The sequence below is a fragment of the Streptomyces sp. NPDC037290 genome, assembly GCF_055603245.1.
In genome coordinates, this window is the sequence record NZ_JBVJVZ010000005.1 from 216,945 (window position 1) to 237,383 (window position 20,439).

At 72.9% G+C, this 20,439-nt stretch carries 18 protein-coding genes; 11 read left to right on the plus strand and 7 right to left on the minus strand.

The features are described 5' to 3' along the window. The first annotated feature begins 20 nt into the window (after window positions 1-20). From ACZ7HQ_RS19625 to ACZ7HQ_RS19640, 4 genes are all read left to right on the plus strand, one after another. Window positions 21-1,589 carry a 4-coumarate--CoA ligase family protein gene (locus ACZ7HQ_RS19625; protein WP_470991125.1) on the plus strand — a complete coding sequence of 523 codons (1,569 nt, stop codon included), beginning with the start codon at window positions 21-23 and terminating at the stop codon, window positions 1,587-1,589. Then, complete coding sequence (locus tag ACZ7HQ_RS19630) at window positions 1,586-2,323, plus strand: enoyl-CoA hydratase family protein (RefSeq protein ID WP_470991127.1); 738 nt, start codon at window positions 1,586-1,588, stop codon at window positions 2,321-2,323. The genes ACZ7HQ_RS19625 and ACZ7HQ_RS19630 overlap by 4 nt, the downstream gene beginning before the upstream one ends. Before the next feature lie 4 nt (window positions 2,324-2,327). Next, entirely contained in the window at window positions 2,328-2,927 is a 600-nt protein-coding gene (locus ACZ7HQ_RS19635) for a TetR/AcrR family transcriptional regulator (protein ID WP_470991129.1), read from the plus strand. Between the two features lie 250 nt (window positions 2,928-3,177). After that, a complete protein-coding gene (locus ACZ7HQ_RS19640) occupies window positions 3,178-4,215 on the plus strand; it encodes an isopenicillin N synthase family dioxygenase (protein WP_470991131.1) in 1,038 nt (345 codons plus the stop codon). A gap of 75 nt (window positions 4,216-4,290) precedes the next feature. Here the strand turns inward: ACZ7HQ_RS19640 and ACZ7HQ_RS19645 are convergent, their stop codons facing one another. Then, entirely contained in the window at window positions 4,291-5,391 is a 1,101-nt protein-coding gene (locus tag ACZ7HQ_RS19645; protein ID WP_470991133.1) for a citrate synthase 2, read from the minus strand. A gap of 201 nt (window positions 5,392-5,592) precedes the next feature. Here ACZ7HQ_RS19645 and pdxH point away from each other — a divergent pair, with 201 nt between their 5' ends. Further along, window positions 5,593-6,279, plus strand: a complete 687-nt coding sequence (gene pdxH, locus ACZ7HQ_RS19650) for a pyridoxamine 5'-phosphate oxidase (RefSeq protein ID WP_470991135.1) — start codon at window positions 5,593-5,595, stop codon at window positions 6,277-6,279. A gap of 23 nt (window positions 6,280-6,302) precedes the next feature. Here pdxH and ACZ7HQ_RS19655 read toward each other — a convergent pair whose 3' ends face one another. Beyond that, a complete protein-coding gene (locus ACZ7HQ_RS19655) occupies window positions 6,303-7,706 on the minus strand; it encodes a PAS domain-containing protein (RefSeq protein ID WP_470991137.1) in 1,404 nt (467 codons plus the stop codon). Between the two features lie 403 nt (window positions 7,707-8,109). Continuing rightward, window positions 8,110-8,865 carry an SIS domain-containing protein gene (locus ACZ7HQ_RS19660; protein ID WP_470991139.1) on the minus strand — a complete coding sequence of 252 codons (756 nt, stop codon included), beginning with the start codon at window positions 8,863-8,865 and terminating at the stop codon, window positions 8,110-8,112. Window positions 8,866-9,075: 210 nt separating this feature from the next. Here ACZ7HQ_RS19660 and ACZ7HQ_RS19665 point away from each other — a divergent pair, with 210 nt between their 5' ends. Beyond that, window positions 9,076-9,768: a metal-dependent transcriptional regulator gene (locus ACZ7HQ_RS19665; protein WP_031169316.1), complete on the plus strand. Its 693-nt coding sequence runs from the start codon at window positions 9,076-9,078 to the stop codon at window positions 9,766-9,768. A gap of 315 nt (window positions 9,769-10,083) precedes the next feature. Further along, the gene (locus ACZ7HQ_RS19670; RefSeq protein ID WP_470991141.1) at window positions 10,084-10,962 is read left to right on the plus strand and encodes an alpha/beta fold hydrolase; all 879 of its coding nucleotides are present in this window, start codon (window positions 10,084-10,086) and stop codon (window positions 10,960-10,962) included. A gap of 23 nt (window positions 10,963-10,985) precedes the next feature. On the opposite strand, the gene ACZ7HQ_RS19675 is transcribed toward ACZ7HQ_RS19670, so the two are convergent. The 3 genes from ACZ7HQ_RS19675 to ACZ7HQ_RS19685 are packed head-to-tail and all read right to left on the minus strand — an operon-like array spanning window position 10,986 to window position 14,045. Next, entirely contained in the window at window positions 10,986-12,572 is a 1,587-nt protein-coding gene (locus tag ACZ7HQ_RS19675; RefSeq protein ID WP_470991143.1) for a transporter, read from the minus strand. Beyond that, a complete protein-coding gene (locus ACZ7HQ_RS19680; RefSeq protein WP_470991145.1) occupies window positions 12,569-13,345 on the minus strand; it encodes an ABC transporter ATP-binding protein in 777 nt (258 codons plus the stop codon). The genes ACZ7HQ_RS19675 and ACZ7HQ_RS19680 overlap by 4 nt, the downstream gene beginning before the upstream one ends. Before the next feature lie 34 nt (window positions 13,346-13,379). Further along, window positions 13,380-14,045 (minus strand): bifunctional DNA primase/polymerase, encoded by a 666-nt coding sequence (locus ACZ7HQ_RS19685; RefSeq protein WP_470991147.1) that lies wholly within the window; start codon window positions 14,043-14,045, stop codon window positions 13,380-13,382. A gap of 280 nt (window positions 14,046-14,325) precedes the next feature. Here ACZ7HQ_RS19685 and ACZ7HQ_RS19690 point away from each other — a divergent pair, with 280 nt between their 5' ends. Both ACZ7HQ_RS19690 and ACZ7HQ_RS19695 read left to right on the plus strand, forming a co-directional pair. After that, entirely contained in the window at window positions 14,326-15,711 is a 1,386-nt protein-coding gene (locus ACZ7HQ_RS19690) for a transcriptional regulator (RefSeq protein ID WP_470991149.1), read from the plus strand. A 210-nt stretch (window positions 15,712-15,921) separates the two neighbouring features. Next, the gene (locus ACZ7HQ_RS19695; RefSeq protein WP_470991151.1) at window positions 15,922-17,517 is read left to right on the plus strand and encodes a hypothetical protein; all 1,596 of its coding nucleotides are present in this window, start codon (window positions 15,922-15,924) and stop codon (window positions 17,515-17,517) included. A gap of 29 nt (window positions 17,518-17,546) precedes the next feature. On the opposite strand, the gene ACZ7HQ_RS19700 is transcribed toward ACZ7HQ_RS19695, so the two are convergent. Further along, on the minus strand, window positions 17,547-18,872 hold the full coding sequence (locus ACZ7HQ_RS19700) for an ABC transporter substrate-binding protein (RefSeq protein WP_470991153.1): 1,326 nt from the start codon (window positions 18,870-18,872) through the stop codon (window positions 17,547-17,549). Between the two features lie 117 nt (window positions 18,873-18,989). Here ACZ7HQ_RS19700 and ACZ7HQ_RS19705 point away from each other — a divergent pair, with 117 nt between their 5' ends. Next, the gene (locus tag ACZ7HQ_RS19705; RefSeq protein ID WP_470991155.1) at window positions 18,990-19,490 is read left to right on the plus strand and encodes an SCO4402 family protein; all 501 of its coding nucleotides are present in this window, start codon (window positions 18,990-18,992) and stop codon (window positions 19,488-19,490) included. A gap of 60 nt (window positions 19,491-19,550) precedes the next feature. Then, window positions 19,551-20,432 (plus strand): formyltetrahydrofolate deformylase, encoded by an 882-nt coding sequence (gene purU / locus ACZ7HQ_RS19710; RefSeq protein ID WP_470991157.1) that lies wholly within the window; start codon window positions 19,551-19,553, stop codon window positions 20,430-20,432. Window positions 20,433-20,439: the final 7 nt, after the last annotated feature.

Here is a 20,439-nt window from a genome sequence, read left to right on the forward strand (position 1 = left end):
CAGACCGTACCGGAGGAACCGTGTTCCGCAGCGAGTACGCAGACGTTCCGCCCGTAGACCTTCCCATCCACGACGCCGTCCTCGGCCACGCCGCCGACTTCGGCGAGCACCCCGCCCTCGTCGACGGCACGGACGGCACCACCCTCACGTACGAGCAGGTGAACCGGTTCCACCGGCGCCTCGCCGCCGCCCTCGCCGACGCCGGCGTCCGCAAGGGCGACGTCCTCGCCCTGCACAGCCCGAACAGCATCGCCTTCCCGACCGCCTTCTACGCGGCCACGCGCGCGGGTGCCTCCGTCACCACCGTGCACCCGCTCGCCACGCCCGAGGAGTTCGCGGGACAGCTCCGCGACAGCGGCGCCTGCTGGATCGTCACCGTCTCACCGCTGCTGGAGACGGCCCGCCGCGCCGCCGAACTCGCGGGAGGGGTGGCGGAGATCTTCGTGTGCGACAGCGCGCCCGGACACCGCTCCCTGATCGACATGCTCGCCACCACCGCCCCCGAACCGCATGTCACCATCGACCCGGCCGAGGACGTCGCCGCGCTGCCGTACTCCTCCGGCACCACCGGCGTGCCCAAGGGTGTGATGCTCACCCACCGGCAGATCGCCACCAACCTCGCCCAGCTGGAGCCCGCCGCCCCCACCGGACCGGGCGAACGCATCCTCGCCGTCCTGCCGTTCTTCCACGTCTACGGCCTCACCGCCCTGATGAACGCGCCCCTGAAGAAGGGCGCCACGGTCGTCGTGCTCCCGCGCTTCGACCTAGAGACCTTTCTCGCCGCGATCGAGAACCACCGCATCACCGGCCTGTACGTCGCCCCGCCGATCGTCCTCGCCCTCGCCAAGCACCCGGCCGTCGCCCGTTACGACCTCTCCTGCCTGAAGTACGTCATGAGCGCCGCCGCCCCACTGGACGCCGCCCTCGCCCGCGCCTGCTCGCAGCGGCTCGGCCTGCCCCCGATCGGCCAGGCCTACGGCATGACGGAACTGTCCCCCGGCACCCACGTCGTCCCCCTCGACCGGCTGCACGACGCCCCCGCCGGCACCGTGGGCAGGCTGATCGCCGGCACCGAGATGCGGATCGTCTCCCTCGACGACCCCGCCAAGGACCTGGCCGCCGGCGAGCCCGGCGAGATCCTCATCCGCGGCCCCCAGGTGATGAAGGGCTACCTCGGCCGCCCCGACGCCACCGCCGCGACGGTCGACACCGACGGCTGGCTGCACACCGGGGACGTGGGCCATGTCGACGCCGACGGCTGGCTGTTCGTCGTGGACCGGGTGAAGGAACTCATCAAGTACAAGGGCTTCCAGGTGGCCCCCGCGGAACTGGAGGCCCTGCTGCTCACCCACCCCGGCATCGCCGACGCCGCCGTCATCGGCTCCTACGACGACGACGGCAACGAGGTCCCGCACGCCTTCGTCGTCCGGGCCGAGGCCACCGAGGACCTGACCGAGAACGAGATCATGCTGTACGTCGCCGAACGCGTCGCCCCCTACAAGCGCGTGCGCCGCGTCACCTTCCTCCACGCCGTGCCCCGCGCCGCCTCCGGGAAGATCCTGCGCCGACAGCTCCGGGAGCGCACATGACCGCACTGATCGCCCGCACACGCGCGCGTGGCGTCGAAACCGTCAGCCTCGACGCCGTCGGCACCCGCAACGCCCTGTCCGCCGCCCTCGTGGGCCGGCTCACCGACGCCCTGACCGACTGCGCGAAGGACCCGGACGTCCGGGCCGTCGTCCTCACCCACACCGGCACCACCTTCTGCGCCGGCGCCGACCTGCGCGACCCGCCCCGCCCGGACGCCCTGGTCGGCCTGCTCCGCCAGATCCTCGACCTGCGCAAACCCGTCGTCGCCCGGGTCACCGGCCACGTCCGCGCGGGCGGCCTCGGCCTCCTGGCGGCCTGCGACATCGCCGCCGCCACCACCGCGGCCACCTTCGCCTTCACCGAGGTCCGCATCGGCGTGGCCCCCGCGGTGATCTCGCTCCCGGTGATCCCGCGGGCCGACCCGCGCGCCCTGGCCCGCTACTACCTCACCGGCGAACGCTTCGACGCGCACGAGGCCGTACGCGTCGGGCTCGTCACCGTCACCGCCGACGACGTCGACGAAGCCCTCGCCCCGGTCCTCGACGGCCTGCGTCGCTCCTCCCCCCAGGGCCTGGCCGAGACGAAAACGCTGCTCACGGCTAGGGTGCTGGAAACGTTCGACCGGGACGCGGCAGAACTGACCGCGCTCTCGGCCCGGCTGTTCTCCTCCGCCCAGGCCCGGGAGGGGATGGCGGCCTTCCTGGAAAGACGGGACGCGGCATGGGTGGTGTGACCACATGAGCACGACGGCGGAACGCGACCGCGTGCCCAAGCAGGACCGCAGCAGGGCCACCCGGCAGCGGCTCCTGGAGGCCGCCGTGGCCTGCCTGGCCGAACACGGCTGGGCGGGCTCCACCGTCACCGTCGTCGCCGAACGCGCCGGGGTCTCCCGCGGCGCCGCCCAGCACCACTTCCCGACCCGCGAGGACCTGTTCACGGCCGCCGTCGAGTACGTCGCCGAGGAGCGCTCCACCGCGCTGCGGGCCCTCTTCCCGGCCGGCCCCGCCGACCGCCGTGCCGTGGTCTCGGCCCTGGTCGGCCTCTACACCGGCCCCCTCTTCCGCGCCGCCCTGCACCTGTGGGTCGCCGCCTGCGACGAGGACCAGCTGCGCCCGCGCGTGACCGAGCTGGAGGCACGCGTCGGCCGCGAGACCCACCGCATCGCCGTCGAGCTCCTCGGCGCCGACGAGTCCCGCCCCGGCGTCCGCGAGACCGTCCAGGGCCTGCTCGACATGGCCCGCGGCCTCGGTCTCGCCAACCTCCTCACCGACGACACCGCCCGCCGGGAACGGGTCGTCACCCAGTGGGCCGACCTCTTGGGCCAGGCCCTGGGCTGAGCTGACCCGGCGTCAGCGCCGAGCCGGTGAAGTGGGCCACACCCGTATGCGGCGGGTGGCAGTACCCTTGCCGCATGCTTCCGATGCTCGTTCGCCGTCGCCACGTGGACTACGTGCGCGTCACGAGCATGGGCTGTCGCCATTCGGCCTGATTCAGCCCCTTTTTTCTTCCCCTTCTTACGGCATCCTGGGCGCCGCCCCTTACCCTCGGCGGCCTGCCCGTGGCCCACACACCCCTGTGGACGCTCCCATGACGACGCACACCGCGACGGCGACCCCGTCGTACGACCAGCTCCCGATCATCGACCTGTCGGCTGCCGACCGCGGCCCCCAGGCCCGGGACCTCCTCCGCGCCCAGCTGCACAGCGCCGCCCACGACGTCGGCTTCTTCCAGCTCGTCGGGCACGGCGTGACCCCGGCCGAGACCGAGGCGCTGCTGAGCGCCATGCGCGCCTTCTTCGCCCTCCCGGAGGCCGACCGGCTCGCCCTCGACAACGTGAACTCCCCGCACTTCCGCGGCTATACCCGCACCGGCGACGAGCGCACCGCCGGCGCCCGCGACTGGCGCGACCAGCTCGACATAGGCGCCGAACGCCCCGCCCGTGTCCCCGCCCCCGGCGAGCCCCCGTACTGGTGGCTGCAGGGCCCCAACCAGTGGCCGGCCGCCCTCCCCGAGCTGCGCACGGCCGCCCTGGCCTGGGTCGACAAGCTCAGCGCGGTCGCCGACCGCCTCCTGCACGAGCTCCTCGCCGCCATCGGTGCCCCCGCCGACTTCTACGACCCGATCTTCGGCGACCGGGCGCACCCGCACCTCAAGCTCGTCCGCTACCCCGGCAGCGCGGGTGACGGCACCGACCAGGGCGTGGGCGCCCACAAGGACTACGGCTTCCTGACCCTGCTCCTCCAGGACACGGTCGGCGGCCTGCAGGTGCAGCGCGAGGACGGCCGCTTCCACGACGTCCCGCCCATCGAGGGCGCCTTCGTCGTCAACCTCGGCGAACTCCTGGAGGTCGCCACCAACGGCTACCTCCTCGCGACCAACCACCGCGTGGTCAGCCCGCCCGGAGCGACGGAACGCTTCTCGGTCCCGTTCTTCTACAACCCCCGCCTGGACGCGAGCATCGAGCCCCTGCCCTTCCCCCACGCGTCGAAGGCCCCGGGCATCACGACGGACCCGACGAACCCCCTGTTCGCGCAGTACGGCTACAACGAACTGAAGGGCAAGCTGAGGGCCCACCCGCTGGTGGCGGAGAGGCATCACGGCAACCTGCTGACACCGGCGGCCTGAACTCCTCGGGGACGCGGGGAACCGCGCGGGCGACCACGACCCGCCGCGGTCGCCCCCGCGTCCCGAGCACCCCTGTCAGTGGGCGATGTCCCCGTACCCCTCGATGTCCCGCGGACTGCGCGGACCGGGCCCCACGTACCGGGCAGAAGGCCGCACCAGGCGACCCGTGCGCTTCTGCTCAAGGATGTGCGCCGACCACCCGGCAGTCCGAGCGCACGTGAACATCGAGGTGAACATGTGCGCCGGAACCTCGGCGAAGTCCAGCATGATCGCGGCCCAGAACTCCACGTTGGTGGCGAGCACACGGTCCGGCCGGCGGTTGTGCAACTCCTCCAGCGCGGCCTTCTCCAGCGCCTCGGCGACCTCGAAGCGGGGCGCCCCCAGCTCACGGGCGGTACGGCGGAGCACTCGCGCCCGCGGGTCCTCGGCACGGTACACCCGGTGCCCGAACCCCATCAGCCGCTCACCCCGGTCCAGGGCCCGCCTGACGTACGCCTCCGCGTCCCCCGTCCGCTCGATCTCCTCGATCATCCCGAGCACCCGCGACGGCGCACCGCCGTGCAGCGGACCCGACATCGCACCCACCGCCCCGGACAGCGCGGCGGCGACGTCCGCACCGGTCGACGCGATCACCCGCGCGGTGAAGGTGGACGCGTTCATCCCGTGCTCCGCCGCGGAGGTCCAGTACGCGTCCACGGCCGCGACGTGCTTCGGGTCCGGCTCACCGCGCCAGCGGATCATGAACCGCTCCACGACCGACTTCGCCTTGTCGATCTCCCGCTGCGGCACCATGGGCAGCGTCTGCCCGCGCGCGGACTGGGCGACGTAGGACAGCGCCATGACGGCGGCCCGCGCCAGATCGTCCCGCGCCTCCCGCTCGTCGATGTCGAGCAGCGGCTTCAGCCCCCACACCGGGGCCAGCATGGCGAGCGCCGACTGCACGTCCACCCGGATGTCCCCGGAGTGCACCGGGATCGGGAACGGCTCGGCGGGCGGCAGACCCGGGTTGAAGGCGCCGTCGACCAGCAGTCCCCACACGTTCCCGAACGAGACGTGCCCGACCAGGTCCTCGATGTCGACGCCCCGGTAGCGCAGGGCGCCGCCCTCCTTGTCCGGTTCGGCGATCTCCGTCTCGAACGCGACGACTCCCTCGAGTCCGGGTACGAAATCGGACATCAGGCGGCTCCTCGTGATGTGGTCGGCGGCGGTCACCCCGGTGATGCCCCGATCGGCCGGTGGTCACCCAAACCGCAAGGGAACCAGCACGATAACCCCCAGTGTCACACTTGGGGAGCCCGTACGACACTCAGTGCCAGGGCCGTTCGGTACCCGCGGGCGGGACGCACGGCATGTCGGGAGGTACGGCAAGATGACCGCGTGACCGACCGCGACCCCCTCCTGGACCCCGCCCTCGACCCCGCCGCCATGCGCAAGCAGTACCGGGCCGAGGGCCTCGCCGAGCAGGACCTCGCCACGCATCCCATGGACCAGTTCGCCCGCTGGTTCGAGGACGCGGCCCGGGCGGCCCTGCACGGCACGGTCTACGAACCCAACGCCATGGTCGTCTCCACGGCGGACGCGGCGGGCCGCCCCAGCTCGCGCACGGTCCTGATGAAGCAGTTCGACACCGAGGGCTTCGTCTTCTACACCAACCACGGCTCCCGCAAGGCCCGCGACCTCGCCGAGAACCCGCACATCTGCCTGCTCTTCCCCTGGCACCCGCTGGCCCGCCAGGTCATCGTCACCGGCACCGCCGACCGCACCGGCCGCGACGAGACCGCCGCCTACTTCCGCACCCGCCCGCACGGCTCCCAGCTCGGCGCCTGGGCCAGCGCCCAGTCGTCGGTGATCGCCTCCCGGACCGAACTGGACACCGCGTACGCCGACCTGGAGGCCCGCTACCCCGAGGGCGAACAGGTCCCCGTACCCCCGCACTGGGGCGGCTACCGCGTCACCCCGCGGACCATCGAGTTCTGGCAGGGCCGCGAGAACCGCCTGCACGACCGCCTCCGGTACCTCCGTCAGCCCGACGGCCGCTGGAAGGTGGAACGCCTCAGCCCCTGAGCGGCACCGGGCCACCCGGAGGCCTACGCGTCCCGCACCGCCTCCGCCAGATCCAGCGCCGCCGCGATCCGGACGGCCACGTCCTCCGCGTAGGCCGCGTCGGACCGCTCGAAGCGGCTGCGACCCGAGCCGCGCAGGAAGGTCACCACGCCCAGCGTCCGCCCCCGGCTGCGCAGCACCGCGCACAGGGCGTGCACCGCGTCACCGGGCCACTGCCGGGCCAGCGCCCACTCCCGGGCCTGCTCGGGCGGGACCGTCCCGGCGTCCGCGCGTACGGCCCCGGCCCGCTCCACGCACTGCAGCGCCGGATGGCCCGGCTCGTAGCGCACGGGCAGCCCGGCCGCGCCCGTGAGCAGGCTCGGTCCCGGCGCCCCCGCGGGCGTGGCGGCGAGCCGCACCAGCCGCACGGCGGCCTCCTCCTCGCCCGCCGAGCCCTCCGGGCGCGGGCAAGGCGGCAGCACACGGTCGATCAACGCGTGGTCGGCGAAGCCGGCGAGCGCGAAGTCCAGGTGGACGGTGGCCGCCTCGGCCGGGTCCTCGCACTCGGCGGCGGCACGGGCGGCACGGTGCAACTGGTTCGTACGGAACCGCAGCAGGGCCGCCTCCTGCTCGCCCTGCTTGGCCTCCGTGACGTCCTGGAACAGCCAGCCGACCCCCAGCGGCACCGGCTCCTCCGCGAGCGGCGAGGCCAGCCGCACGAACCCGCTCCGCCAGCAGCGCCGTTGGCCGCCCTCCGGGGCGCGCACCGTCACCCACATCTCGGCGGGCGCGGGCGGCGCACCCTCGGCCAGCACATGGGTGAGCGCGGCCTCCAGCTCCTCCACGCCCTGGGTGAGCAGCTCGCCGAGCGGCCGGCCCAGCGCGGAGGTACGCCCGATCCCGAGGGTGCGGGCCGCGTGCGCGTTGACGACCGCCGGCCGCAGATCGGCGTCGATCAGCACGACCCCCCAGGCCGCGTCCTCGAACAGCGCCTCGCTCAGTGCGATCGAGCGCTCCAGGTCGATCTGCGCGTGCACCTCGCTGAACGCGCAGTACACCCCGGCCGGCTTCCCCTCGGGGCCGCGCACGGCGGCGGACTGCGTCCGTACGAGCACCCGCCCGCCGTCCTTCGTGACCAGCGCGAACTCATGCACCTGCCGCCCGGGCGCGTGCATCGCCGACATCAGCCGGGCCTGCACCTCCTCGGCGTCGGCGCTGCGCACCGCCCACCCCGCGAACCCGTGCCGCCCGACCGCCTCGGCGGCCGTCCAGCCGAGGATCCGCTCGGCCTCCCGGTTCCAGTGCGTGACGACCCCGTCGGCGTCGAAGGCGCACAGCGCCGCGTCCATGCCGTCGAGCAGCGCGGCGAGCAGATCGGAGCCCCCGGACTCACCGGGCTCGTCCGGCCCCAGCTCGTCGGTGGTCCCACTCCGCCGGGAAGCACTCACCTGGACCCCCTGCAGGCTGCGTCGGCGCGCCCACGGCGCGCGATTCGCTCACTGCCCTTCATTCAACTGGAACGTGACCCAGCCCACATCCTGTTCCCGCAAGATTGGGGGAATCAATGCGCACCGAAAAAAAGAGGTTGAGCGCCTCCCGCCGGCTTCTTAGGGTGTGGAGTACACGAGAAGGGAGGTGGTTCGGCAGATGTATGAGAACCGGACGCGTGAGGTGGCTGCGGACTAGCGGTCCGCCACCACATCCAGTGCGGTGCCGGACCAGCACGTGACAGACGCGTGCAGCCGGCCCAATCCCAGCAGTCACCCGACCCGCGAGCTCGCCGGTACGTCCGGCCGGCTTCTCCGCCCCGAGGCGGAGGACCCGAGCTCGCGGGTCGTCTGCGTGGTGCGCTCAGTGCCGGTAGAAGATCCGGTCGCCGTACTCGCGCATCACCCGGCCGTTCCACTCGTGGCCGCCGTCGACGTTGCCGGAGCGCAGGAGCGGGGGTTCGATGCCACGTCCGGCGAGGGTGGCGGCGGTGGTCGCCATGACGGCCTGCATCAGGGCGGTGGTGACGACCGTGGAGGCGGGGGCGAACGGGGCCGGGATGGTGTCCAGGGTGAGTTCCGCGTCGCCGACGGCGATCTTGGAGTCCAGGACGATGTCGCAGTGGTCCTTGAGGAACGTGCCGGAGCTGTGCCGGGACGTCGTCTCCGAGGCGTAGGCGACCGAGGTGACACCGATGACCCTGACGCCGAGGGCGCGGGCGCCCAGGGCCATCTCCACGGGCAGGGCGTTGCGGCCGGACAGGGAGATGATCACGAGGGCGTCGCCGGAGCGGACGGGTGCGGTGTCGAGGACGGCGCCGGCGAGTCCGTCCACGCGTTCGAGGGCGGAGCCGAGGGTGGCCGGGGTGACGTCCACGCCGACGACGCCGGGGACGGCGAGCAGGTTCATCAGGGCGAGCCCGCCCGCGCGGTAGACGACGTCCTGGGCGGCCAGCGAGGAGTGCCCGGCGCCGAAGGCGAACAGGCGGCCCCCTGCGGCGACGGTGTCGGCGAGCAGGGTGGCGGCCGCGGTGATCGACTCGGCCTCCTCCTCGCGGATCCGTTGCAGCAGGTTGATGGCGGCGTCGAAGAACAGGTCGGCGGCCGTGCCGTCGCTCATGCGGTGCCCCTTCGCAGCGTCTGTGTCGCGGATCACCGTGCGGTCTGGACCAGTGCGGTGTCAATACGGCGCCGGGCGGCCGGAACCCGCACGGCGCTCCCGCGTACGGTCATTCCGCCGGGGCCCCCGCTTGTCAGTGGGATCCGGCAGAATTGGTGCCAGGGTCAGCGCACGCGCCGGGCTGCCGGCAGAGGTAATCGAGGGGCACGTATGTCCGGACTGATCGACACCACGGAGATGTATCTCCGCACCATCCTCGAGCTCGAAGAGGAAGGCGTCGTCCCCATGCGCGCCCGCATCGCGGAGCGGCTCGACCAGAGCGGGCCGACGGTGAGCCAGACGGTGGCGCGCATGGAGCGTGACGGCCTGGTCTCCGTGGCCAGCGACCGGCACCTGGAGCTGACCGACGAGGGCAGGAGGCTCGCCACGCGCGTGATGCGCAAGCACCGGCTGGCCGAGTGTCTCCTCGTCGACGTGATCGGCCTGGAGTGGGAGCAGGTGCACGCGGAGGCCTGCCGCTGGGAGCACGTGATGAGCGAGGCCGTCGAGCGGCGCGTCCTGGAGCTGCTGCGGCACCCGACCGAGTCGCCGTACGGCAACCCGATCCCGGGCCTGGAGGAGCTGGGCGAGAAGGACGGCGCCGACCCGTTCCTGGACGAGAGCATGGTCTCGCTGGCCGACCTGGACCCGGGCACGGACGGCAAGACGGTCGTCGTCCGCCGGATCGGCGAGCCGATCCAGACCGACGCGCAGCTGATGTACACGCTGCGGCGCGCCGGTGTGCAGCCCGGCTCCGTGGTGAGCGTGACGGAGTCGGCCGGCGGTGTGCTGGTGGGCAGCGGCGGCGAGGCGGCCGAGCTGGAGGCGGACGTCGCCTCGCACGTGTTCGTCGCCAAGCGCTGAGACAGGGGAAGGCCCCGGCGCCTCGCGGCGCCGGGGCCCGTCCTCCCCTGTGCTGACCCGGAGCCCCGAGCTCTCAGGGTCATCCCCCTCGGACCGTTTTTCCCCGAGCGGTCCGCCTCCCGCCAGAAGAGATCCCCTGGGTGGCGGCGATCATTCCTTGAGGGGTGTCACTCGAATGAGGGGTGTTGTCCGCAGAAACAGATCTTTCGAATGGACATTCGATAGTCTGCGGCGGCAGTACGACAGCGACAGCAGCGAGTACGCGTACGGAAGTACACCGGTACGAGGCAGGCGGAGCTGGGGGGTGCCAGGCCCATGGCGCGGCGCATGGACGTGACGGGAGCGGGCGGTGTGCGCCTGGCCGCCTGGGAGTTCGCGGACCCGCCCAAGACGGGCCCGGAGGGGGCGGACGGCCGAACGGACGCCGGCCCCGGGGTGCTGTTACTCCACGGTCTGATGGGCCGGGCCTCCCACTGGGCGTCGACCGCCCGCTGGCTCGCCGCCCGCCACCGCGCCGTCGCCCTCGACCAGCGCGGTCACGGCCAGAGCGAGAAGCCCCCGCGGGCCGTCTTCACCCGCGAGGCCTATGTCGAGGACGCCGAGGCCGCGATCGAGCAGCTCGGTCTCGCCCCCGCACTCCTCGTCGGCCACGCCATGGGCGCGCTGACCGCCTGGCAGCTCGCCGCCAAGCGCCCCGAACTGGTCCGGGGGCTGGTCATCTGCGACATGCGGGCCTCCGCGCTGGGGGCCGCCTCGCAGCGGGAGTGGGCGGACTGGTTCCGCGCCTGGCCCGTTCCCTTCGCCACGCTCGCCGACGTACGCAAGTGGTTCGGTGAGGACGACCCCTGGGTGGAGCGGCCGAGCCCGGCCCGCGGCGCCTTCTACGCCGAGACCATGCACGAGTCCGCCGACGGCTGGCGCCCCGTCTTCGAGCCGGAGCAGATGCTGCGCACCCGGGAGAGCTGGGTGTACGACGCGCACTGGGAGGAGCTGGCCCAGGTGCGGTGCCCGACGCTGGTCGTGCGGGGCGTGGACGGGGAGCTGGGGCGGGCGGAGGCGCAGGAGATGGTGCGGGTGCTGCCGGCGGGGGAGTACGCGGAGGTTTCCGACGCGGGGCACCTCGCCCACTATGAACTGCCGCTGGCCTGGCGGGCGGCCGTCGGGCCGTTTGTCGACCGGGTGCTGGGTGACTGAGCGCGCGCCCCCGGAAAGCCGCACTACCCCTTGCTGACAGCGGTGAGGATCTCCGGCAGCCGTGCCGCCGTCCTGGGCGCTGCCAGGCGCAGGCCCGCCAGAGTGATTCCAGCGCCGTACGCCGCCCCCACCGGCAGGAGCAGCCACCTCCACTCCTCCCCGCCCGCGCTGACATGGAGCCAGACGGTGAGGGCGATGACGGGGGAGCAGAGGAGGGCCGCCGAGACCATGCCGCCGAAGATCGCGATCCAGGCGAGGCCCGCCTGGCCCGGGGCGACGTTCTTGTGGCCCTCCTGGGGGATGGAGTACGGGAAGCGGGCCGACGTCCAGGCGCCGGTCGCGAGCATCGCCCCGAGCAGCGCGAAGGACAGCCCCAGTACCTCCGGCAACCGCTGCCAGGCGCCGAGCACACCCGCCGTCACCACGGTCACGAGCGTCGCGTAGGGCAGGGTGACCAGCAGCAGGGCCAGCGCGCGTCCGCGCAGTTCGGCGTAGGCGTCCCGGGGCGAGGAGATGGTCATGGCCACCATCCAGAACGCCGAGGTGTCCTGCCCGAACTGGTTGTACATCTGGATGCCGAGCATCCCGGCGGCGAAGCAGGCGAAGTAGACCGACCCGGTGTCCTGCGCCGCGTTGAACACCGGCACGATCAGCCCGATCGCCAGCGAGGTCACCCAGGCGGCCTTGGTCTTCGGATCGCGCCAGATGTAGCGCAGGGTGCGCTCCATGACCGTACCGGTGCGCCCGCCCGGCAGCAGGCGCCCGAGCCCGCCCGGCGCGCGGCCTCGGCCCCCGGCGTCGGCGGCCTGCAGCGTGGACCCGTCGGGCGCGGTCATCAGCCGGGTCAGGCTCCGCGCCCACACGGCGATCAGCGCGGCCAGCCCGGCCGCGGTGACGGCGAGCTGGACCGCGGCCGTGCCGTACGCCCCCTCGCTCGCCGACCGCACCCCGGCCACCGCCGACGCGGGCGGCACCCACCCCAGCACGTCCGCGACCGGCTGCAGCTGCCCGAGGCCCGCCGAACCCAGTTGCCGGGTCCCGAAGTTGACCAGCTGCGCCCCGATCGCGATCACCAGTCCGCTCAGTACGGCCAGATCGCGGCCCTTCCTGCTGGTCAGCAGCCGTACGTTGGCGGTGGCCACGGTCCGCGCCAGCGCCACGCAGACCAGCAGCGCGAGGGCGACCGCGAGGACCGCGACGGCGTACCCGGCGCCCCCGTGCGCCACCGACACCGCACACCCCGCCAGCACCAGCAGCGTGAACAGCGGTCCGATGCCGACCAGGGAGGCCGCGAGCAGCGCCCGCACCAGCGGCCGGGGGCGCAGTGGAAGCATCACCAGCCGGGTCGGGTCCAGCGTCTCGTCGCCGGCCGGGAAGAACAGCGGCAGTACCGCCCAGCCCAGCGCCAGTACGGCCGTACCCGGTACGGCGACGGCATCGGCGCGCGCATGACCGTGCAGCGCGAGCAGCCCCAGCAGTTGCAGCAGCGCGAACAGGACCGCGACGACCGCCGAGGCGACGAACGCGGCCCGCCGGCCCCCGGACTGCCGCAGCCCGCCCCGCAGCAGCGACAGCTTCAGGCGTACGACGGTGGCGGTGAGGCTCGTCATCGGGCCGCCCCGCCGCCCAGCCAGTCCAGATCGGACCCGGCACTGCGGCCGTTCGCCCCGACCAGTTCCAGGAACGCCCCCTGGAGCGTGGGATGCGCGCCGCGCACCTCGGGCAGCGGGCCCGTCGCACGGATCCGGCCGGCCGCCATCACCGCGACCCAGTCGCACAGCGACTCGACCAGCTCCATGACGTGGGAGGAGAAGACGACGGTGGCGCCGGAGGCCGTGTACCGCTCGAGGACGCCCCGGATGGTCTGCGCGGACACCGGGTCGACGCCCTCGAACGGCTCGTCCAGGAAGAGCACCTCGGGATTGTGCAGGAGCGCGGCCGCGAGCCCGATCTTCTTGCGCATGCCGGTCGAGTAGTCGACGACGAGCTTGTGCTGGGCACCGGCCAGGTCGAGGACGTCCAGCAGCTGGGTGGCCCGCTTGTCGACCTCGGCCCCCGGCAGCCCGCGCAGCCGCCCCGTGTACCCGAGCAGCTCCCGCCCCGACAGCCGCTCGAACAGCCGCAGTCCCTCGGGAAGGACGCCGATCCTCGCCTTGACGGCCACGGGGTCCCGCCACACGTCATGACCGACGACCTCGACGGTGCCGCCGTCGGGCCGCAGCAGCCCGGTCACCATGGACAGGGTCGTGGTCTTCCCGGCCCCGTTGGGACCGACGAGACCGATGAACTTCCCGGCGGGCAGCTCCAGATCGATCCCGCCGACGGCGACCTGCTGCCCGAACTGCTTCCATAGCTCCCGTACCCGCACCGCGACTTCGGTCATGCATGAAGGCTACGGCCCGGTGGTTCCCCGGGTGTCAGCGATCCCGGCCGCAGGCGTAGGCGAGCGGCGAGATCAACTCCTCCGCGTCCGGCAGCCACCGGTTCGCCGGCGTGGGCCGGCACGCCCACTGCACGGCACCACGAGACCCGAACCGCGTCGGGGGAGCGGCCACGTACGCCCCCTCCCCGAGCGCCACCAGGTCGAGGGACGACAGCGCCCAGCCCAGCTTGCGCACGAGGTCCGGCACCTTCGCGGACGCCCCCGGCAGCACGAAGAAGTTCATCCGCCGGTCCGGGCTCAGCGTGACCGGCCCCAGGGTCAGCTCCATCCGCTCCATACGGGCGAGAGCCAGGAACCCCGCGCTCTCCGGGACGGACAGCGCGTCGAACGTCCGCCCCGTCGGAAGCAGGATCGATGCCGTCGGCTGCTTCTGCCACATCCGGCGGGCGACGGTCGCGCTGCCGGTCGCCTGCGTCGCCCAGTCGGGGCGCGCGGGGTGCGCACCCGGCGCAGGGCAGGAGGCGTCGCCGCACGAGCAGCGCTGCTGGCCGGCGACCGCTTCCAGCCAGGTGCCCGGGAACACGTCCCAGTGCCGCTCCTCGGCGTAGCGTACGGCGGTCTCCAGCAGCGATTCCCCGCGCTGCTGCGGAATCTGACCGGCAATCTGAGTGTTTCGGGCGCCCGCGATCGTCTCTTCCACGCCCCTCTCAACTCCCGCGCCCACCTGGAGTTACGGCTGTGGTGCGCGCGGGGGCGGAGCATCGATTCCGCAGCCGGGGCGCATGGGTGCACGGGTGGGGGCGCGCGGGAGGAAGCACGTCGTGAGCTGGGTAGCCAGGGGTGGGGTGGGCGTGCACCGTTACCCCGGCAAACCGCACATGTCGCGCATTGACGGTATGTCAGCTGGGCAGTGATCTTCCCGACCTGATCGTCTGCTCCAGGGGATCGCAACCAGGGGATCGCAACGCAGGGGGTAGCACATGGCCGCAAGGCCTCTCGTGGCGAGGCAGCCGAACGAACGGTTGCAGGCACTCATCCAGGAAGCGGGGTGTTCGAACGCCGGACTGGCCCGGCGGGTCAACATGTGCGGCGCCGAGCACGGCCTCGACCTGCGCTACGACAAGACGTCCGTGGCCCGCTGGCTGCGCGGCCAGCAGCCCCGGGGCCGGGCACCGGCGATCATCGCGGAGGCGCTCGGGCGCAAGCTCGGCCGTACGGTCACGATCGACGAGATCGGCATGGCCAACGGAAAGAACCTCGCCTCGGGGGTCGGTCTCCAGTTCTCGCCGACGGTACTGGGGGCCATCGAGCAGGTCTGCGAGCTGTGGCGCAGCGACGTGGGGCGCCGGGACTTCCTGTCCGGCTCCTCCGTCGCCGCCTCCGCGCTGGTCGAACCCAGCCGCGACTGGCTGATCTCGGCGCCGGACGCCCAGGTGGCCCGGCAGGCCGGCCCGCGCGTGGGGCAGGCCGACGTGGCGGCCGTACGGTCCATGACGCAGGCGCTGACCGGCCTGGACCACCAGTTCGGCAGCGGCCATGTACGCCCGGTCGTCGTGCACTACCTCAACAGCGTCGTCTCCGGGCTGCTCGCGGGCTCGTACCGCGAGACGGTCGGGCGGGACCTCTTCGCGGCCGTGTCCCGGCTGACCGAGCTGGCGGGCTACATGGCGGTGGACACCGGGCAACCTGGGCTCGCCCAGCGGTACTACATCCAGTCGCTGCGGCTCGCACAGGCCGCCGGGGACCGCGGGTACGGCGGTTACGTCCTGGCCGCGTCCATGAGCCACCTCGCCGCGCAGCTCGGGAACCCGCGCGAGATCGCCCAGTTGGCGCGGGCCGCGCAGGAGGGGACGCGGGGGCAGGTGACCCCGCGCGTGGAGGCGATGTTCCACGCCGCGGAGGCGCGCGGGCACGCCCTGCTCGGCGACGCCCGCGCGGCGCAGTCGTCCATCGGGCGGGCGGTGACGGCGATGGAGCAGGCGGACGGCTCCCCGGGCGACGACCCCGTGTGGATCCGGCACTTCGACGAGGCCTATCTGGCCGACGAGTTGGCGCACTGCCACCGCGACCTCGGGCAGGCCGAGCAGGCCGCCCGGTACGCCGAGCAGTCGCTGGCCGGGCACCCCGAGACCCGGGTCCGGCGGCGGGCCATCGGCTATGTGCTGCTCGCCACGGCCCAGGTGCAGCAGCGGGAGGTCGAACAGGCCTGCGGCACCGGCCTGAAGGCGGTGGAACTGCTGGAGTCGCTCCGCTCCAACCGGGGCGCGGAGTATCTGGAGGACCTCCAGCAGCGCCTGGAACCCTTCCGGGAGGAGGCGGTGGTGCGGGAGTTCGGGGCGCGCCTCGATCTCCAGCAGGCAGCGTGAACACCGGTCCCGCGGTTGCGTGAACACACGGCGAACGGCACCCGGTGGCGTGACGGGTGCCACATCCGTCCCCTGTACAGCGCCCCGCGGGACGGTTTTGTTACCGCTGTCACAAGGAAGAAGATCGCGTCCTGAGCTGCGTGGCACCCGGCTCGGGGGACCCGGTAGCGTGAGCCCGATTCACAAGGTCCCCCATTAGTAGGAGTCCCGGTGACGCAGAGTGGACGGGGCGAGGAGCCCTCGGCGCAGCCCGCGCGCGAAGGCATCGTGCTGCCCTCCGACGGAGGCGAGCCCTTGCTGCCCGGCATGACCGGCGCGCCCGCCCCCGCCGCCCCGGCCGGCGGACAGGCCTGGGGCGGTTCCTGGGGGCCCGAGCAGCAGGCACCCCAGCCGGGCCAGGGCTGGCCCCCGGCGGCGGCCCAGCAGTGGCACACCCCCGACGCCCCGAACCAGCAGCTGCCCGCGGCGAACCCCGGCCCGCTGCCCCCGGAGGGCGCCCCGGCTCCGGCGTACGGCGGCCCGGCACCCTCGTACGACCAGTCCGGCGGCTACGGCGCCGGTCAGCAGCCCGGGTACGGCGCCCACGAGCCGTACCAGCAGCCCCACACACAGCACCCGCAGCCGCAGGCCCCCGCCGCGCCGCTTCCGCCGGCCGTGCCGGAATTCCATCCGGCCGCCGGCGCCCCGCTGCCCCCGGCGGCCGACGGTGCCACCCAGTACATACCGCCGGTCCCGGCCGACGAGGGCGCGACGCAGTACATCCCGCCGGTGCAGGCGGCCCCCGCCGACGGCGCCACCCAGTACCTGCCGCCGGTGGCCGGCGCGCTGCCGCCCGAGTCGGGTGGCGAGGAGACGCGGTACCTCGGCCAGGTGCCGCAGAACGCACCGGCGCCCGCGCCGTCCGACGCGGAGGCCACCCAGTACATCCCGCCGTTCGCCGCGCAGGCCCACGCACCGGGCGGGGACCGGCAGCCGCCGGCGGAGTTCGACAACCTCTTCCGCAGCGGCCCGGCGGGCGGTGACGGCCCGGCCGGGGCCACCCAGCAGCTGCCGCGCGTCCAGCAGCCCGACGCCTACGGCGGTGGCCCCGCGCAGCCGTCGTACGGCTCGCGGCAGCCCTCGTACGGCACGCCCCAGCCGTCGTACCCCCCCGTGCACGACGACGACTTGCCCCGCGGCCGCTCGCGGGTGCCGCTGATCGCCGCCGTCGGTGTCGGCATCGTCGTCATCGGGGTGGGCGCCGGTGTGCTGCTCAGCGGTGGCGGTGACAAGAGCCAGGGCAACGACGGCAAGACGGTCGCGGCCGCTTCCCCGGCACCCGGCCAGGGTTCCTCCGCGGCGGCCGCGGACCCGGCCCGGCAGCAGGCGGTCGAGCTGGACAAGCTGCTCGCCGACAGCGGCAGCAGCCGCGCCTCGGTGATCAAGGCCGTGGCCGATGTGAAGAACTGCGACAACCTCGACCAGGCCGCCTCCGACCTGCGGGACGCGGCCAAGCAGCGAGGCGATCTGGTCACCCGGCTCGGCGGGCTGTCGGTCGACAAGCTGCCGGACAACGGCGACCTCACCGCCGCGCTGACCAAGGCCTGGCAGGCGTCCGCCGCGGCCGACAACCACTACGCGGCCTGGGCCGGCCAGGCCAAGGGGCACAAGGTCTGCCGCAAGGGCCACGCCCGCGTCACGGGCGAGACCCAGGCCGGCAACCGGGAGAGCGGCACCGCCAGCGCGCAGAAGGTGCGGGCGGCGGGGCTGTGGAACGCGATCGCGCGGAAGTACGGCCTGACCCAGCGCCAGCCCACCCAGCTGTGACCCGGACCTGAGGGACGCGCCGGCGGGCGTCACTGCACGTCGGCGTTCTCCAGTGTCCGCGTCATGTCGGTGGTCCCGTCGAGGCCGCCGACGCCCTTGCGGGCCGCGACCAGCTCGCCGTTCTGGACCACCTGCAGGGTGACGTCGGCGTTGACCAGCCGCGGGAAGCCGACCGAGGCGAGTTCGCCCTCGTAGGGCCAGCGCAGGGTCGGGGTGAGACCGCCGGTGGAGACGCGCAGGCCGCCGTCGAGGGTGTGCCGCACGCTGTCGGCGCTCACCTCACCGCCGCCGATCTTGTCCAGGACGGCCTTCAGCACGGTGTAGGCGATCCAGGTGGTCTGCACTCCGGCGTCCGCGGGGTCGATGCGGTTGTCGCCGAAGGCCTCCTCGTTGATCACCTTCTTCATCAGGTCCCACCGGGCGTCGGAGGCCGGCGGGTACCAGCCGGTGATGTACGCCCCCTCGTACGGCCCGGACGCTCCGCCCGTGGCGTTGATCACGGTCTGGTCGACGCTGCCGAGCACGGTCCCGAGCCGTACCCCGGGGAAGGTCTCGCGAGCCCGCCGGAAGGAGTCCATGAAGGTGTCGGTGCGCTCGCCCAGCGCGGGTACGACGCAGCCCTTCTTCAGCACGTCCTTGGTGGCGTACCGCAGCGCCTGGCCGGCCTGGTCGCCGTACTCGGTGGCGTCCTCGGCGGCGAGGGTGTCGCCCGCGTCCGGGTGCCGGCCCGCCTTCAGGCCGGAGTCGAGCAGCGCGGGCAGCTCGTCGCCCGCGATGCTGTCCGGGCGGACCAGGGCGACGTTGCCGCAGGCGCCGCCGAGGGCCCTGCCGAGACCGGCGAGCAGGGCGGGCTGACCGCCGTTGACCGGGTACGACATCTGGCCGGTGAACTCGTCGTTGGTGACGCCGTAGCCGCCTATGTAGGGGATGCCGGCGCCTTCCAGCGGGGCGAGGAAGGAGTCGCCGAACTGGCTGTAGGAGCCGACGACCGCGACCACGTTCTCGTCGGCCGCGCGCCGGGCGCACTTGGCGGCGCCCACGCTGTCGTTGTGGTCGTTGCAGGTCAGGACCTGGAGCTTGTGGCCGTCGAGGCCGCCGTTCGCGTTGATCCACTTGGCGTAGGCGAGGGCCATCGCGGGCATGCCCGGCTTGTTGGTGGCGTCGGTGTCCTGCGGGGCCCAGGTCATGACCTTGACCGTGTCGTCCCCGGTGCCCCCCGTGACACCGGGGACGACCCCGCACCCGGCGGTGAGCGACGCACACAGGGCCACCGCGCCGGCGGACAGCGCGGTGGCTCTGCCGGGGCGGAAGGTCGAGTGGAGGAAGGTACTAACGGTGCGTCGCCTGCCGGTCATGCACACGCACGATTCCCTCACACCGCTAACCCGCGAGTGACCCTGGGTCAACGAATGGTGACGCCCAGGTGAATTACAGGGGGTGGTGAGACGGATGTGACGGGGAACGTACGATCGATGACCGTGCAAGGTTCGGAGAACTCTTCCCGTCGCGGCCGTCGCTCCTCCACCATGGGCGGCATGCCCCTAAGCGACATGCCGTGGTGGCGCTGGCGCAGCAACGTGCGCTCGGCGCTGCACATGCTCTCCGACCCGGCGTTCCAGCGGGACGTCTGGCTGGCCGGCGTGGACGGGTACGGCGACGTCACCGACGCCGTGTACCGGCTGGTGGAGGACACCTGGCTGGACAACTGGTCCGCGGAGAAATACGTCGGCACCATATTCCGGGACTCGCAGGAGGCGGCGCTCGTGGACACCGCCGTACTGCGGGTGCTGCGGATCATGCACCAGGTCGGCCCGGACGCGCCGGTCTCCGCCTACCTCGACCACGAGGGATGGCCGGAGGCGGTGCGGGCGGCGCGGGACGCGCACACGCGCCTCGCGGCGAGTGACGGGGACGACCCCGACGCGCCGCCGAAGAGCCTGGAAGTGCTGCGGATCCTGACGCGGACGGCGTAGACGTCCCGCCCTGCGGGACGAGGGCCCACGGCGGCGACGCGGTGTGGGAACCTTTAGTGCATGAACGAGCAGTCCGCGCCCGCCGCCGCACCGGCCGACCAGTACGTCCTCACCCTCTCCTGCCCGGACAAGCAGGGCATCGTGCACGCCGTGTCGAGCTACCTGTTCATGACCGGCTGCAACATCGAGGACAGCCAGCAGTTCGGCGACCACGACACGGGTCTGTTCTTCATGCGCGTCCACTTCTCGGCCGAGGCGCCGGTGACGGTGGAGAAGCTGCGGGCGAGCTTCGCGGCGATCGGTGACTCCTTCCACATGGACTGGCAGATCAACCGGGCCGACGCGAGGATGCGCATCGTGCTGATGGTCAGCAAGTTCGGCCACTGCCTGAACGACCTGCTGTTCCGGGCCCGGATCGGCGCGCTGCCGGTCGAGATCGTGGGCGTGGTCTCCAACCACACCGAATTCGAAGAGCTGGTGGGGTCGTACAACATTCCCTTCCACCACATCCCGGTGACGAGGGACACGAAGGCGGAGGCCGAGGCGAAGCTGCTGGACATCGTGCGCGAGCACGGCGTCGAACTGGTCGTCCTCGCCCGCTACATGCAGGTCCTCTCGGACGACCTGTGCAAGCAGCTCAGCGGCCGGATCATCAACATCCACCACTCCTTCCTGCCGAGCTTCAAGGGCGCCAAGCCGTACCACCAGGCGCATGCGCGGGGTGTGAAGCTGATCGGGGCGACGGCGCACTACGTCACCGCCGACCTGGACGAGGGGCCGATCATCGAGCAGGAGGTCGAGCGGGTGGGGCACGATGTCACGCCGGACCAGCTCGTCGCCATCGGGCGGGACGTGGAGTGCCAGGCGCTGGCGCGAGCGGTGAAGTGGCATGCGGAGCGGAGGATCCTGCTCAACGGGCGCCGCACGGTGGTGTTCGCGTAGGAGCGCC